The organism is Flavobacterium sp. NPDC079362, assembly GCF_050267765.1.
Taxonomy (GTDB): Bacteria; Bacteroidota; Bacteroidia; order Flavobacteriales; family Flavobacteriaceae; genus Flavobacterium; species Flavobacterium azizsancarii.
In genome coordinates this window covers 26,971-43,011 of sequence record NZ_JBNNFM010000012.1, presented here as the reverse complement: position 1 = coordinate 43,011, position 16,041 = coordinate 26,971, and the positions used below count along the sequence as shown (strand labels likewise).

The window sequence follows — 16,041 nt, the reverse complement described above, 5'->3', positions numbered from 1 at the left end:
TTTTTTTTGTGAGAATATTGAGTGAGAAACTCCGGCAGTTCTAAAGAATTTTGTTCCTTTGCGTAACAACCCAAAAAAACGTCATAAACCCAATGAAAAAAACGATTCTTATAACTGCTTTAGTCTTAAGCGGATTGACCTCTTTTGCACAGTCAAATGAAGAAAAGAACATTAAATTATTCTATAAAAAAGCTCTGACCGAGGCAAAATGTTATAGTTGGTTAGAATATTTGTCTAACGATATCGGAAGCCGTTTGTCAGGTTCTAAAGGTGCTGAAGAAGGCGTACAATATACAAAAAGACAGTTGGAAACATTAGGACTTGATAAAGTGTATTTACAAGAAGTTATGGTACCACATTGGGTTCGCGGCGAAAAAGAAACCGCCTATATCTTAGACGGAAAAGTGAAAACAAATGTGCCAATCTGCGCTTTAGGAGGCTCGATTGCAACTGCAAAAACCGGGCTTACAGCAGAAATTGTAGAAGTACAAGGTATTGAGGAATTAAAAACTTTAGGATCTAAAGTAAAAGGTAAAATTGTGTTTTTTAACAGACCAATGAATCCTGAAAATATCGAAACTTTTGTTTCGTACGGAGCTTGTGTAGATCAAAGATTTGCAGGAGCAAAGGAAGCCGCTAAACTTGGTGCTGTAGGATCTATTGTTCGTTCGATGAATTTACGTTTAGATGATTTTCCTCATGCGGGAGCTCAAAGTTATGGCGATTTGCCAAAAGAAGAATATATTCCAACTGCTGCTGTTAGTACAAATGGAGCCGAATTGCTAAGTAAGTCTTTAAAAGCGAATCCTGCTTTAAAATTTTATTTCAAACAATCCTGCGAGACTTTGCCGGATGTTTTATCTCATAACGTAATTGGAGAATTAACTGGAACAGTTAATCCACAAAATATTATGGTTGTTGGCGGACATTTAGATTCCTGGGACTTAGCCGATGGTTCTCATGATGATGGAGCAGGAGTAGTGCAAAGTATGGAAGTAATTCGTATTCTTAAAAACTTAAACTACAAACCTAAAAATACGATTCGTGTAGTTTTGTTTATGAATGAAGAAAATGGCGGAAAAGGCGGAGCAAAATATGAAGAAGTTTCTAAACAAAATAACGAAAATCATATTTTTGCTCTGGAAAGTGATTCAGGAGGATTTAGCCCAAGAGGATTTTCTATAGAAGCTGATGACACGAATTATAAAAAGATAAAAGACTATACGCCTCTTTTTGAGCCTTATTTAGTGCACAGTTTTACAATTGGGCACGCAGGTTCAGATATTGGTCATTTAACGTCTAAAGCGATTGTTAAAGCAGGTTTAAAACCAGATTCACAACGTTATTTCGATTATCACCATGCAGCAAATGATAAATTTGACGCAATAAATAAGAGAGAACTAGAACTTGGGGCTGCAACAATGACATCATTACTATATCTAATGGATCAAAACGGAATTGTTTTGCCAACGGCAAACTAAGGTGTTTATGAAGTGGTTTTTTGAACTTGGTTTTTTGTTTTTTGTAACATTTTGTTACAGTCAGCAGAATGCTGAAAATGCTTATGACAAGTTATACATTAGTGAGAAAAAATATTCCCTACTGTTTCCTTCCAATTGGTATCTTAAAAAAACAGATTCACTTCAAAAATCATTTATATTATTGAGTGAAAAAAGTTCTCCGAATGATAATTTTATTGAAAATATTAGTTTAAGGATTAGTGATATGGGTTATTCTAACATTAAACCTAAAATGCTCAAAAAGATAATTGACAGAAGAATTGGAGTTACTAACGAAATTATTTCGAATAGAAAAGTTATAAAAAATAATGTAACAGGTCAGGAAATTGTTTATAAAACAATGTTAGATGATGGAAGATTTGCCACTATTCTTCAATATTATTTTGTAAAAGGTTCTGATTTATTTCTTCTGACATTTTGTTCTAACCCCGATGAATATTTGTCATATATGCCAGTTTATCAATATATATATGGAAATTTTGACATAAGATAGTATAAAAAATAAGTATAATAAAAAAGCGATGAGTTTATTCTCATCGCTTTTTTTGTATTACATTTTCTGCGTTAATCTGTCAGATCAGTTAAATCAGCGGGCAATTAATTTTAATACGTATCAATTACAGTTTTCAGTAAATCAGAATCGACTAAATCAGAAGGCGCAACAACTTTCTCTTCAAGCGGAATATCGTTTCCATATCTTTCTTTTAATACCTTTTTTACTCTTGCATCAGTCAGATTAAAATCTTTCAGTTGTTTTAGTTTTGATAATTCGATATTAGCACCATTTTTATAGATTTTCCAGATCAGTTCAGAGCAATAAATCCTTGTATCAGACCAATCAAAATAGGCATCATATTCTTTGCCCATAAAACGCTGGCTGTAATCTTTCATTTTTTGCAGTGTGGCCGGAGTTAATAGGGTTGACGCATTTTTTAATCTTTTTGCCAGATATTTTTGATCTTTTCCGTGGTTGATCCAATCCTCAAGGCGAGTCAGTTTTACAGGCTGTACGGCTTCAAAAACAAACCAGTTTCCGTTGATGTTATAGATAAGCCCACAATGGGAAAACTTTGAGTTTGTCGCAATTCGAACCGCTTCACATTGACTTGATTCCGAAGTTTGAAATATAAGATCACCATCCTGAACTTTATCTGTCAAAGTAGTTGCTGTCTTCGTTTTTGTTCCCGAAAACGGATTATTGGGAAAAACCTGCATCGCAACAAACAAAGCACAGCTAAAACTCAATAAAAATGTAATTCCGACAAATAGATATTTTGATTTTTTCATGTTTATATTTAGTGTTCTTTTAAAGTCAAAAATGGCGCACAGATTTAACGGGTTATAAGGGGTTTCGCTGGATTAAAAATACATCGTTATTCAAAAAAGGCTGTGTAAATCAGTTTTATCCGTAAAATCTGTTGGCAACTAATTAATGATAACAAATAAAAGGCAAAAAAAAATAGTTACCAAAATGATAACTATTTTTTAAATATGTTTTATGAGATATTAGATTCTGAAAATCCCTCCTACAGCAATAATTCTCTGGAAAAAGAAAAAGTCCTGCGAAGCTTTATCTTCACTGCTTGTTGTAGTTCTAATGTCCTGCATGTTGATGTAACCGCCTTTTAGCTCACCTTGCAAGTAGAAATATTTGAAGAAAGTAAAGTTAATACCCGCTTTTGCAGATAAACCATATCCTGAAATATGAAAATCATCATGACGTTCCTTTCCTAAAAGAGTGGTATTGGTTTTAGGATATAAAAGCCCTGCACCTAAACCCTCAGTTAGATTAATTTGTACTTTGTCAGTATTAGTAATGCCAAACAATTTAGAAATATCATCATGTCTTGAAACCTCAGTATTAATATAGTTCAAACCATCTGTATGTTCGTACATTAAAAAAGCAGGAGGATTTCCCTGAGCAGTACCTTTATCATAGCCGCCTTCCTGAGCACCATTTAGAGACATATCTACAGGTCTATTATTGTAATCTCCGTTATAATAAGATCCAGCCTGATCAGCAGGTAAATTAATATAACCATTAACATTAGCTGTTTGATTCTGAGTCATTACATATTTCATGTGGTCCCATCCAATAGAAACACTGTAGTGATCGCTAATGAAATATCCCATTCTAAAATTAGTCTGAGGAATTGTCATGTTTGCAGGATTTACATAGTCAAGATGCCATCCTTTTGGTTTATCATGAGCCTTCATGTCATTAACCGTAAAGTTGTAATCTTTACCTCTAAAGTTTACATCAGATTTAGTATAACTATCTCTGTTACCTCCCCAGGAAACGAAAAATTTTCCTTTATTATGAGCTGTATATCTTTGTACTGTGATTTCTTCCTGAGCAAAAGTGTTTAAAGAAACACACATCAGAAAGAAAAATAAAATTTTTGTTTTCAATGAAAATAGTATTAAAAATTTAAAATGAGTTAACTGTTTTTCTAATGGCAACTAACTTGGTCATTAAGCCTTCAAAATAATCTAAATGTAACATGTTGGCACCATCACTTTTTGCGTTAGCAGGGTCAAAATGAGTTTCGATAAAAATACCATCAACACCCACAGCAATACCCGCTTTAGCAACAGTTTCAATCATATCAGGTCTTCCGCCCGTAACACCGGCAGTTTGGTTAGGTTGTTGCAACGAGTGCGTTACATCAAGAACCGTAGATGCATATTGTTGCATAGTAGGAATTCCTCTAAAATCAACAATCATGTCCTGGTAGCCAAACATAGTACCACGATCCGTAACCATTACATTTTCGTTGTGGCAATCCAATACTTTTTGTACAGCATGTTTCATGCTTTCAGGGCTCATAAATTGACCTTTTTTCAAGTTTACCACTTTTCCTGTGTTAGCCGCAGCAACAACAAGGTCAGTCTGGCGAACAAGAAATGCAGGAATTTGTAAAACGTCAACGTATTGCGCTGCCATTTCAGCATCTTCATTTGTATGAATATCTGTTACCGTTGGAACGTGAAAAGTTTCAGAAACTTTTCTTAAAATTTTTAATGCTTTTTCGTCACCAATTCCGGAAAAACTATCAATTCTCGAACGGTTTGCTTTTTTAAAAGATCCTTTAAATACATAAGGAATCTGAAGTTTGTCGGTAATACCAACTAATTTTTCAGCAATTCTAAGAGCCATTTCTTCTCCTTCAATAGCGCAAGGTCCCGCCAATAAAAAGAAGTTACCACTTTCAGTATGCTTAATTTGAGGAATATGTTGTATGTTCATAATATGATTTTTTGACAGTGCAAAGGTAGTTATGATTTATGAATACGAGATTAAGATTTAAGATTATTTTAAGAAGCCAATCCTGCTATCCGCTGTAATGCTTTTCTCTAAACCCTTTTTTTTCTTGGCCTTTGCGGGAGCTTCCTTTAGTCGCTCTGCAAAAACCAGAAAAAAAAAGGCTTTCTCAAAAAATGATTTCCGCTTCTATCGGGGGCTGGAAGCTTTAATAGAATTATACGATTTCCGTGTAAGTTTATCTACAATCATAAATGTTTAATTAGGAGCAATATTAAGATATTGCAAAAAACTGCTAAATGATATTTATCATATTATTAGAAAAGCAATTGCTTGAAAATTATTCTGAAAGAGTCTTGGTAATAGTATGGCGTTATCAAAAAACGATTGTTGTTTTAAAACCTGTAAGGGCAAGATCTTAAACTAAAAAAAGCTTTTAGTTCGATAAATCGCATCATGATTTGTAGCTGCTATTATGTTGTAAATAGGTTGTTTAGTTACTTTTTTATAGCTAGATAATTGCTGTTTTTTCTGTGTCTAAAATAGTAGGCACCAAATAAAATCTGACCCGTGAAAAATAGGATATTGAGTACTACATTAATATAAATTACCATTTGAATCTGTGACAAGAAACTTTCCGGATTGTATAAATTCATTTCGACCAAATGATATACATTTAGTTTTGCAGCCAAAATAGCTGGAAGTGTCAGTGATAAATGGAGTAAAATTTTTTTTAAATCGATCTTTATACTATTTCTGGAAAGCTTGTAATAATAAAAGCTTACAATGCAAAGGGTAATAAACTTAATTAATTGTGAAGCAACTCTTACTGGAAGAATAGTAGTATTCCAGCCGGGAATTATAGAAGATAAGATATCTGAATTGACATAGATTATATAATATGGGAATATGATAATAGTTAAAATGGAAAAAAGGGTAAAAGCCGTTTTAGTTTTAATCATATATTATTACTTAATTTTGGTAAGATCTCTTGATAAAGTATTGTATAATCATTGTTGCAATCAATAAGAAAGAGGAAATTAGCAAAAGTCCAATAAACCCAACAATCCACATTCCGCATCTGTAATTTTGCCCGTTAAGGGTTTGCATATTATAAGAAGCAGCATAAAAAGAGAGAATAGAAAAGATAATCTGTAATATGAAATTCATAAAACAAACAGTTCTAAATTTTAATGATATTGTTTCGCCAATTGCTTTTCTGCCAATTATAATTTGAAATAATATTGGAAGAAGAATTAAAAGTAAAGGTGTTATTCCAGGCATAGCATTTATTTTTTTAATTCATTTTTGTTCCTAAAAACTTCATGTTCTTATTCTTTGTACAGATAAATTTATCCAGTTTATTAACACGAACGAATTTCTCGTGCCAGCAATGGCAAAAGTAATTCATAATTTCATTTTCAAGTATCATAATAGGTTATTATAGCAGTACAATAAGACAAGATTTTGATAAAAAATAAAAAGCAAATTTATAGCAGCAATAGACTATTAAGATTGGAATTTATAAAAGCAGATAATTTTAGTTTTATACTATTCCTTTTTCAAACTCAATCCCATCGGAACCATTAAAATTCCTTTTTCGTAAACATTCAAATAAAGAGTAACAGGTTTCTTTTGACCTTCCCATTTTAGTTCATAGACATTCAGGAATCCGGCACCCATATCGCTTCGCTTGGTAGGGAAAGGACAACAGGTTTCTAGACGGGTATAGGTGATTTTTTCTCCGTTTGGTCCGGCTAAAGCATTTAGAAAACGAGTTTCATTCAAGGCTTCGTTTCTTGTGTTTTGATAAAAAATATTTATTGGATAATCCGGATTGTAACCGTATTTTTTATCGCTGCTAAAAAGAGTAATTAAAAATGTATTGTCTTTCTTTAGAACTAAATCAGGCGCATTGTTATCTACATTTTTCAAAGTAGATCTTGTACTCACACAAGAAGCAGCAGTGATTAACAGAATGATAAAAAGGGCATTTTTTTTCATGGTTTAAAATATTTGGTCTTGCAAAGGTAAAAGCGTTTTTTCTTTTTGTTACGGATTTCATGAATTTTTAGTGATTAAAAAATCAATGTAAATCTGTTTATCAGCTAAATTGTGGGCGCATCTGCTTTTTTCTTGTTCAGTTGTAAAATACCTACTACAATCAGATATTGTGCCACAAGATAAGTTAACATAATAAAAAACGAACTTCTTTCTATCGTTGCATGAAATTTATTGAATGCCAGAATACTATCAGAAATAACAAATGCAGCAGCGCCAAGAAAAATATATAAAGCCGCAGGTTTTTTCCAAATTAAATAACCATTAAATGCAAATAAAAGCATTGTAGAAATTACCGCTGCATAAATAATTACAGGTATTTTTAACTCACCTAATTTTGGCATTAAAATAGTGATCATTGCAATTAAGTAGAAAGCAATTAGAAGACTTCCAATTCCAAACAGTACTTTATTAATCTGAATTTCTCCTGTAATCTGCTTGTTAAAAAGCACACAATAAGCAATATGAGCAATTAAAAAAGAAACTAATCCCAGAATAAAATAGATCTCTGCAATATCAGCAAAAAGTAAAACAACATCTCCAATCCAGGAAAAGATCAAAGCTGTTAATAGTATATTCCCTGAAGGAAATTTTCGATGAAAATAGACCCCAAATCCCAAGAACGGAATTAAAACAGGTTTTAAAAATAAATCTAAATTTTCATGCCCTGTCAACAAAAAAATGAGATACAGAACACTCAAAAAAATATAGATTTTAAAAAAGATAGTATTTCTCATAACTGGTTTATGAATTTATTATTTGGTTGTTTGGTTTTTTGAATTCAGTAGTTACAAAATAAATCGTAATCAAAAAAGATATACTTAAGTAACCTAAAATAATATAATTACTCATAGAAAAAGTATGATTTAAGCCAAACCAATCGCCATAATACACCATAATTGCAATTGCAGCTACAAAGCGTAAACCCTCCCAAAAAATAGCAAATCTGCTTTTATCCATTAATTCGGTATAGCTATAAATTGTCATCAGGATAAATAAGCCATAGATGAAAATATTTGGCAAACCAATTGTAGCAATATTATCAAATAAATAAGTGACAAACAACAATGTAACCAAAACTTGTATAACTGACCAGTAAATTAATTTCTGAGAATTCTGTGTTCCATATTTTTGAAAATCAAAAACGTTATCAATTTTTGTTACCGGATATTTTTCGTCAAAATTTTCAGGACGCCAACCAGTTGGTTTAAACCATATGGTAAATTTGTCTTTCCAATTTTCAGTTCTCCATGCATCTTTAATTAATAAGGTTAAATGTTGAAAATTAATTCGGATAGGGTTCCAGGTATTTGCTGGTCTGGTAATACCAAAAACGGGCGGAACATTCTCTAATTCAGCTTGAAAAGTACCAAATAATTTGTCCCAAAAGATAAAAATCTGCGAATGGTTTTTATCTAAATATTCCGGATTGATGGCATGATGTACACGATGATGAGAGGGAGTAACCAGAATATATTCCAGAAATCCCATTTTTTTGATGTGTTTGGTATGATACCAAAATTGTAAAAAGAGGTGCAATGGTAAAGTAATCGCAATTACAGTCGCAGGAACACCCAATATTGCTGCGGGAATCAATAAAAAAGTAAATAGATTGGCTAAACTTGCAATAGGCTGACGCAAAGCACAGGCAAGATTAAATTCTTCGCTGCTATGATGAATCGCATGTTTGTTCCAGAAAAGATTAATTTGGTGAGCCCATCGATGGCTCCAGTAACCATAAAAATCAATGACAAAAAAGGCAATACAATAGGATAGAACGTTCGCTTCTAAATGATAGATTGCAATTTTAGAAACCATCCATTCATAAGAAATAAAAGTCAGGCTTAATCCCAGAACATCTTTTACAGAATTGGTAATTCCGGAACTTATACTCGATACGCTGTCTATCAAAGGAGCGGTATCGTCCTTTTTGTAAATGCCGTATATTTTTTCGATTATAATTAATACTAAAAAAATAGGCGTAACGATGATCAATATTTTTCCATATTCCTCCATAAAAAAACATTCTATTTTATTCAAATATAGAATAAAATAGAATGTTTTTTAAATTATTGAAAAATTAAACAGTTAAATACAATTTTCGGTTTAATCTGAGTCGAAAGTTGCAATTCGTATTTTAAAAAAAAGCAGTTATTTATTTTCTTTAGAAAAAACGACTGAATAGAATTTTGGTGTTTTTTGATTCTTAATTCCAAATTTAACCACCTTTTTAATTATCTTAAAAGAATTATATTTTAATTCTAAAATGACCTGATTATTGGCATTGCAGGCAGTTATTAATAAAAAAAAGAGGGATTGACTTTTCTAATATAGCTATAAAAAAAACATTCTACTTTATCCCAACCAGAATAAAATAGAATGTCTTTGTTTTTTATGATTTGCAATTAAACAATTTCGGCGCTTAGTCCAGCTTCCAGAAGTTGTGTACATTGAGGTTTAAGCTTATCCATTGGCCCCGTTTTTACGGTGCATTTCCCGTTGTAATGTACAATTAAGGAACATTGTTCTGCTTGTTCAGGCGTGTGACTGCAAACACGCATCAAAGTGTCAATTACGTGATCAAAAGTGTTTACATCGTCATTATAAACAATGATTTCGTTATTGAAACTTGTCGCTTCTTTTTCGCGGACTCTTTCTCTTACTTTTTCTTTAGTACTCATGTTTTTAGGTTTTTGTACTGTTGTAATTACTAATTTTCTTTGTCAAAGATTTACAATTAAACAGCTTTTAATAAAGCTAAATTAGTTGTTAACCTGTTTGATCAGTTTAATCTGTGAGCTACTTAAATTTCAGATAATCAACTATCTAATTTACGTATTTTAATGAAACCCAGTTATTTTTTTGAAACTTTTTAACATATGTCAGCCCTTTTTCTGTGCAGGAAGCATCAATAAAAGGAATGTCTTCTTCATAGAAACCGCTAAATAATATTATGCCGTCTTTATTTAAAGAATCAACATAATGCTGCATATCGTTCAACAAAATATTACGATTGATGTTTGCAATGATCAAATCGTATTTTTTACCGGCTAACAAAGCTGCATCGCCTTCGTAAACGGTAATATGTTTACAATTATTGCGTTCTGCATTTTCGATAGAATTCAAATAACACCAGTTGTCAATGTCGATAGCATCAATTGGCTCAGCACCTTTCATTTCAGCAAGAATCGCTAAAATAGCAGTTCCGCAACCCATGTCAAGAGTTTTAAGACCTTTAACATCCATTTCTAATAAATGCTGAATCATCATGTATGTTGTTTCATGATGACCCGTACCAAAACTCATTTTGGGTTCGATAACAATATCAAATTCCGCATCAGTTTTTGGATGAAATGGAGCACGAACATGGCATTTTCCGTCTACATCAATTGCTTCAAAATTCTTTTCCCATTCTTCGTTCCAGTTTACCTGATCGATTTCTTCAATAGTATATTCAATTTTAAATTCTTCAGATTCTAAAATATAAATGTCATCCAGGATATTTTCATCCCATAAATCTTTCTTCACATACGCCGAAATTCCGTTTTCAGTTTCTGTAAAAGTCTCAAACGCTTTTTCTCCTAATTCAGCAATTAAAATTTCTGAACCCGGTTCTTTTGGTTCAATCGTAAAATGGTATCCTAAATATATATTTGACATAAAAAAATTTTTTGCAAAGGTAAGAATCCAAAGCAGAAGTTGTTCATAAATAAATCATATTCTAATAATTATTAATGTTAATTTTGATTCAAATTTGTAAGTATTTTTTGAATATGAAGAATATCATTTTTATTTTGCTCTTTGTGGTACTAAACGGAGCAACTTGTGAGAAAGAACATGGTGTAGTGCGATCTTTTTGTTATTGGAAAACGGATTTGAATTTTGAAAAAGAAGATGATTCTTTAATCAGGAATTTAGATGTAAAACATATGTATGTTCGTTTTTTTGATGTCGACTGGAATCCGTATGCCAAAGAACCTTTGCCGGTCGCTACAATCAGGAATATCAGACTGAGTGAAAGTAATCCTGATATTACGCCAAGTATTTTTATTACCAATGAAGTTGTTTTGCGATCTGATAAAAAACAATTGGACAGCCTGGCAGCCAGAATTGCACAGCGTGTTCAGAAAATTGGTGAAAAAATGAATGGAACCAAGGCCGATAAGATTGCCAATGGAATTGTATATCCAAAAGATTACTATAAAAAGGAAAACTATAAAAGCATGAATTATGATTCTGTAAAATCGATCGAACTTGCGAAATTAAAAGTTGATTTTAAAGAAGTTCTGATCGATTGTGACTGGACAGAAAAATCGAAGAACAATTATTTTTATTTACTAAAACAAATTAAAAAAGGATTTCCAACGGCACAAGTTTCGGCTACAATCCGACTCTGGCAATATAAATATGCATCAAAAGCAGGAATTCCGCCAGTAGACAAAGGTTTGTTAATGTGTTATAATTTGACAAAACCGGAAGATTTTAAAACTAAAAATTCGATTGGGACAAGTCAGGAACTGGCACAATACATTACACACGATCAGTATAAATTAAAACTGGATATTGCATTGCCGTTATATAGTTGGGCTGTTGTTTTTAGGGGAAATCAGTTTAAAGGAATTTTATCAGACTATGATGAATTAAGAAATGATACGATTAAACTAAAAAAAGTATCAGATACCAAATATGTTTTGCAAGATGATGTTGTAGTAGAACAAACGTATTTGCGGAATGGTGATGAAATCAGGATCGAGAAGATTTCGGAAGAAGAACTTGAGAAAATGATTTCGATTGTAAAAAGTAAAATTAAGATTGATAATCAAACCAGAATAACTTTTTTCTCTTTTGATAAAAAATACATTGAAGATTATGGAACCCAAAATATATCCAGCTATTATGCGCGTTTTTAGCAGTTTACTTTTAGTTTTATGCTTTCAGGTTTCTTTTGCCTGTGGCTGGAGCGTTTCAGCTGAAACCAGTCGTTTGGTTTTGTTCAAAGCACAACGTGAAGGTTTTTTTAAACTGACTCCGTTTTATTATTCTGCAGATTCTTACTACTGGACCAATACTTTTTCTAGTGTTGACAGGGAATTGAATTGTGTAGAATGGAAGAAAAAATTAGGAAATCAAATAGACACAAAAGATGTGCATACCATTTTGTATGAAACAGATGGGGAACAATTTGAAACGGCTTATGAAACTAAAACATTAAAGAGGGCCTTCGAAAAAAATACATTTGTTGAAGCTTTGTTGCTGCCTAAAAATAAAGCATTTTTAAAATATATTTTGTTTGCAAAAAAACTGGAATATAATAGCAATGAAGATGTAAAATGGGAATCATGGGAACAAATTGGTTATAATAGTAAAATAAATAGATTGGCAGATGTTTATAATGATTTTGATGAAAGGATAAAATCAGCCAAAGATCCGTTCTTAAAACAGCGATATGCGTTTTTAAGTTTACGATTTAATTTTTATGATAAGAATCCAAATAACGTGACTCGTTTATACGATACTTATTTTACCACTAATAAAAATACTATTTTAGAGCCTTGGGCTTTGTATTATAAAGCTTTAGGTATCGACAATTTACCATTGCAGAACTATTTATTGAGTAAAGTTTTTGATTCTTGCGAAGAAAAATCCTTCGCCGTTTTGCAACATTATAATTGGAAATTAACCGAAGAAACTTTGGCTTTGGCCCAGAATGACCAGGAAAGAAGTGTAATTCTATCTATAGAAAGTTTTCGTAATCCAGCGCCTGATTTAAAAACAATAGAAGAAGTTTACAAACTAAGCCCGAATAGTATTAATTTGAGCTTTTTGATAGGAAGAGAAGTCAACAAACTCGAAGACTGGATTTTTACACCACAATATACCAATTACGGAAGTCCATCGGTTACATTTGAAGGAACAGACTGGTATGGAGATTATGCTAAGGCAAAAGACGAAAACTTAAGTAAGGATATTTTATATTTAAGAGAATTAGAATATTTCTTAATTTCTATTCGTGAACAAACTTCGGGAGAGCAAAAAGACTATATTACGGCGGCAATTGCACAGCTTTGTTTTATGGATGATGAAATTGATTTGGGTAAAAAATATACCAATATGATTTCTGACAAGGCAAACGCATCAATACAAATGCAAAAAAATATTCAATTGGCTTTAGTTTCGCTAAAACAAGATGATTTGAAAAGTGAGAAAGTTCAAAACCAACTTTTTAAGTGTTTTGATTCCGTTGAAAGTCTGGTTGAAACAGATTATGGATTGTTCAAGAATTTATACAGTTTGTATCGCATTGCAAGTGCAGATTTCTATAAACAAGGCGATCGTATTACAGCAGGATTACTAATGATGAAATCTGACCACAAAAATGAAGGAGAATATTCAGCTTATGACAGACCTTATTTTTACAGTTATATAGGCTATTTTGATCGAAGCGCAACTACAGAAGATATAGATCGTTTGATTGCTTTGCAGCAGAAAAAAGAAAAAACACCGTTTGAAAAATACATCTGTTCCGGAACTATAGCACCAAATATAAATTACTACAAAGACTTAAAAGGCACAATTGCTTTTAGAAATAACAATTTAGAATTGGCTTATGAAACCTTTTCGAGTATGCCAAAAGATTTCTGGGAGAAGAATTATTCCTTTAAGGATTATTTAAATGAAAACCCGTTTATGCCTAAAATCCTGCAAAAAGAGAAGGAACGAAAATTTGATTATCGTTTTAATAAAACGGAGTTTATTGCCAAATTGATTCAGTTAAAGAAACAAAATACGGCGGCAAGTAATTTGCAATTGGCACATGCTTATTTTAATGTTTCTTATCTGGGGAATTCCTGGATGATGGTGGCGTACGATTGGACATCTGGAGAATCGTATATAGATTATGTTTACGGAGACAATTCTGATTATGAAAAAACATATCAGAAAGGTAATTATTATGGTTTAACCATGGCAAAATTGTATTATGAGAAAGCCTTGAAAATGTCTAAAAATAATAATGAAAAAGCATTTGCCAGTTTGATGATTTTCGAATGTAACTACTACAATCATTATACTAATATTGTTTCTGCCGAAGAAGAACAAAAGAATCCGTTTAAAACAGGGCAGGAACTCAACAATTTCTATTCTCTTTATAAAACAACACCAACATTCAAAAAGTACGATTGCCCATTGTTAAGAGCATTTATAAACTAAATTTTTTTTTAAACCATAAGGGATATCAGAAAATTTAAGCTTGGCTTTGGGTAAAACAAAGAGGTATAAAAAAAAGCGTTCGCACAACGAACGCTTTTTTTATAGTAAATCTAAAATCTAAAATCTAAAATCTAAAATCTAAAATCTAAAATCTAAAATCTAAAATCTAAATAGCAGTTACAATAGCTAAGAAATCGTCTGCTTTTAAGGCAGCACCACCAATTAAACCACCGTCTACGTCTGGTTTACCAAAAATTTCTTTAGCATTGTCCGGTTTAACAGAACCACCGTATAAAATAGAAACTTCGTCAGCGATATCAGCTCCAAAAGCTTTGCGAACAGTTTCTCTGATAAATTCATGCATTTCTTGTGCTTGTTCTGGTGAAGCAGTTTCTCCAGTTCCAATAGCCCAAACTGGTTCGTAAGCTAAAACAACTTTAGACCATGATTCTTTTGCAATATGAAATAATCCGTCGCGCAATTGATTTTCAACAATATTGAAATGATTTCCTGACTGACGATCTTTTAATTCTTCTCCAAAACAGAAAATAACTGTCATGTCATGTTTCAGTGCAGTATCTACTTTATTAGCGATTAATGCATCAGTTTCATGAAAAATAGCTCTACGCTCAGAGTGACCAAGGATTACTGTATTTACACCAATACTAGTCAACATATCTGCAGAAATTTCTCCGGTAAAAGCACCGCCTTCAGCTTGGTGAACGTTTTGTGCAGAAACTGCGATAGTTGTATTTTTTAATTTAGAAACAGCTGCTTGTAAGTTTACAAATGTTGGAGCAACTATAACTTGTGCAGTAGTTTTTGCTGGTATTTTAGCAATTAATTCGCTTAATAATTCTTCAGTTTGTTCTGCGTTTTTATGCATTTTCCAGTTTCCTGCAACAATTTTTTTTCTCATTTTGGTAGTTTTTATTTTATTCTTTTTTTTGTTTTTATTCTTTTAAAATAGCAATGACATTAAATTTTGATATTGTCGTTGTCATTGCTTTTTGTAATTGTAATTGAAAATTTTATTTCAGGCTTTTTAAAGTTTCATTGATTTTATCAAAATCCTTTTCGATAGCACGGTACAATACAATTTTTCCGGATTTGTCAATGATAATATATCTTGGAATCCAGTCTAAATCAATTGCTTTTCCAAAAACGCCTTTCATACCATCATTCATCATAAAATGATCCCCTTTTAATTCGTGTTTTTCAATTCCGGCTTTCCATTTATCAGCTGTTTTATCAGCAGAAAGGAATAGATATGAAACATCAGGGTTGTTTGCCTGAAGTTCTTTAAATTGTGGCATAGCTTTTACACAATCACCACACCACGAAGCCCAAACTTCAATAACTAAGGTTTTGCCTTTGTATTTCTTTAAAATATTTTTAAAAGTAACCTGACTATCATCAGTCGCTAATAATTTCTCAGATAATGCCTCTTTAGAAAAACTTGTTTTCTGAGCTTGTGAACATGAAAACGTAATAAATGCAATTACAACCAGTGCTATTTGTTTCATAGGTAGATAAAATTTGTTTTTAATTTTGGATTTAACTGTCTTTATCTAAACAAATAGTATGATTTATAATCATAACGATTTCTTATAAAAAAAGAGTTCCAACAAAGTTAAACAAACAAATCGAATGAGAAATGGAGATTAACAAAATTTGAAGACTCCTTTATTTTATAACAAAACAAGAATTATAGGTTAAAAAAAGCCAAATGAAATCGTAATAGTAGGTCGTGAAAACAGGATTTTTTAGAAATAAACTTTTGGATAGACAGAAAAACAAACATTTTTTTTATTTACGGAATGATTTTACTAGCAAAAAAACGTCAGATCTGTATAAAAAAGTCATCAGTAATTTTCTTAATTATTTCAGGGTTAAGTTGATTTTTTGGATATCGTATTAACAAATTAAACAAAAACAAATAAGCTGGTTTTGTATTTACTTTACGAAATATTCAGGACTTCAAAC

16 protein-coding genes are annotated in these 16,041 nt (G+C 31.8%); 4 read left to right on the top strand and 12 right to left on the bottom strand.

Translation table 11 applies throughout. From position 1 onward, the window contains the following. The first annotated feature begins 92 nt into the window (after nt 1-92). Both ACQKCJ_RS12395 and ACQKCJ_RS12390 read left to right on the top strand, forming a co-directional pair. Complete coding sequence (locus tag ACQKCJ_RS12395) at nt 93-1,481, top strand: M20/M25/M40 family metallo-hydrolase (protein ID WP_271335361.1); 1,389 nt, start codon at nt 93-95, stop codon at nt 1,479-1,481. 7 nt (nt 1,482-1,488) lie between these two features. Further along, nucleotides 1,489-2,013, top strand: a complete 525-nt coding sequence (locus tag ACQKCJ_RS12390; protein ID WP_271335362.1) for a PsbP-related protein — start codon at nt 1,489-1,491, stop codon at nt 2,011-2,013. A gap of 110 nt (nt 2,014-2,123) precedes the next feature. On the opposite strand, the gene ACQKCJ_RS12385 is transcribed toward ACQKCJ_RS12390, so the two are convergent. From ACQKCJ_RS12385 to prmA, 10 genes are all read right to left on the bottom strand, one after another. Further along, the gene (locus ACQKCJ_RS12385; protein ID WP_271335363.1) at nt 2,124-2,807 is read right to left on the bottom strand and encodes a YiiX family permuted papain-like enzyme; all 684 of its coding nucleotides are present in this window, start codon (nt 2,805-2,807) and stop codon (nt 2,124-2,126) included. 219 nt (nt 2,808-3,026) lie between these two features. Beyond that, the gene (locus ACQKCJ_RS12380; RefSeq protein WP_271335364.1) at nt 3,027-3,932 is read right to left on the bottom strand and encodes a hypothetical protein; all 906 of its coding nucleotides are present in this window, start codon (nt 3,930-3,932) and stop codon (nt 3,027-3,029) included. 19 nt (nt 3,933-3,951) lie between these two features. Further along, entirely contained in the window at nt 3,952-4,770 is an 819-nt protein-coding gene (kdsA, locus tag ACQKCJ_RS12375; protein WP_271335365.1) for a 3-deoxy-8-phosphooctulonate synthase, read from the bottom strand. Nucleotides 4,771-5,282: 512 nt separating this feature from the next. Beyond that, nucleotides 5,283-5,747, bottom strand: a complete 465-nt coding sequence (locus ACQKCJ_RS12370) for a hypothetical protein (protein WP_271335367.1) — start codon at nt 5,745-5,747, stop codon at nt 5,283-5,285. A 10-nt stretch (nt 5,748-5,757) separates the two neighbouring features. Then, nucleotides 5,758-5,955, bottom strand: coding sequence for a hypothetical protein (locus ACQKCJ_RS12365; protein WP_271335368.1), 198 nt, complete (start codon nt 5,953-5,955; stop codon nt 5,758-5,760). Between the two features lie 381 nt (nt 5,956-6,336). After that, nucleotides 6,337-6,789, bottom strand: coding sequence for a 2-dehydro-3-deoxyphosphooctonate aldolase (locus tag ACQKCJ_RS12360; protein WP_271335369.1), 453 nt, complete (start codon nt 6,787-6,789; stop codon nt 6,337-6,339). A gap of 104 nt (nt 6,790-6,893) precedes the next feature. After that, complete coding sequence (locus ACQKCJ_RS12355) at nt 6,894-7,583, bottom strand: lysoplasmalogenase (RefSeq protein ID WP_427402106.1); 690 nt, start codon at nt 7,581-7,583, stop codon at nt 6,894-6,896. Between the two features lie 7 nt (nt 7,584-7,590). After that, nucleotides 7,591-8,862, bottom strand: coding sequence for a sterol desaturase family protein (locus ACQKCJ_RS12350; protein ID WP_427402105.1), 1,272 nt, complete (start codon nt 8,860-8,862; stop codon nt 7,591-7,593). Between the two features lie 389 nt (nt 8,863-9,251). After that, entirely contained in the window at nt 9,252-9,527 is a 276-nt protein-coding gene (locus ACQKCJ_RS12345; protein ID WP_041517785.1) for an ATP-dependent Clp protease adaptor ClpS, read from the bottom strand. Nucleotides 9,528-9,672: 145 nt separating this feature from the next. Further along, nucleotides 9,673-10,506, bottom strand: coding sequence for a 50S ribosomal protein L11 methyltransferase (prmA, locus tag ACQKCJ_RS12340; RefSeq protein WP_271335372.1), 834 nt, complete (start codon nt 10,504-10,506; stop codon nt 9,673-9,675). A gap of 113 nt (nt 10,507-10,619) precedes the next feature. Between prmA and ACQKCJ_RS12335 the strand changes: the two genes are divergently transcribed. Together ACQKCJ_RS12335 and ACQKCJ_RS12330 are read left to right on the top strand one after the other, a co-directional pair. Continuing rightward, entirely contained in the window at nt 10,620-11,756 is a 1,137-nt protein-coding gene (locus ACQKCJ_RS12335; protein WP_427402104.1) for a hypothetical protein, read from the top strand. Beyond that, nucleotides 11,716-14,055: a hypothetical protein gene (locus ACQKCJ_RS12330; protein WP_427402103.1), complete on the top strand. Its 2,340-nt coding sequence runs from the start codon at nt 11,716-11,718 to the stop codon at nt 14,053-14,055. The genes ACQKCJ_RS12335 and ACQKCJ_RS12330 overlap by 41 nt, the downstream gene beginning before the upstream one ends. Nucleotides 14,056-14,221: 166 nt before the next feature. Here the strand turns inward: ACQKCJ_RS12330 and tpiA are convergent, their stop codons facing one another. Both tpiA and ACQKCJ_RS12320 read right to left on the bottom strand, forming a co-directional pair. Next, on the bottom strand, nt 14,222-14,974 hold the full coding sequence (tpiA, locus tag ACQKCJ_RS12325) for a triose-phosphate isomerase (RefSeq protein WP_271335375.1): 753 nt from the start codon (nt 14,972-14,974) through the stop codon (nt 14,222-14,224). A gap of 112 nt (nt 14,975-15,086) precedes the next feature. After that, nucleotides 15,087-15,581, bottom strand: a complete 495-nt coding sequence (locus tag ACQKCJ_RS12320) for a TlpA family protein disulfide reductase (protein ID WP_271335376.1) — start codon at nt 15,579-15,581, stop codon at nt 15,087-15,089. Nucleotides 15,582-16,041: the final 460 nt, after the last annotated feature.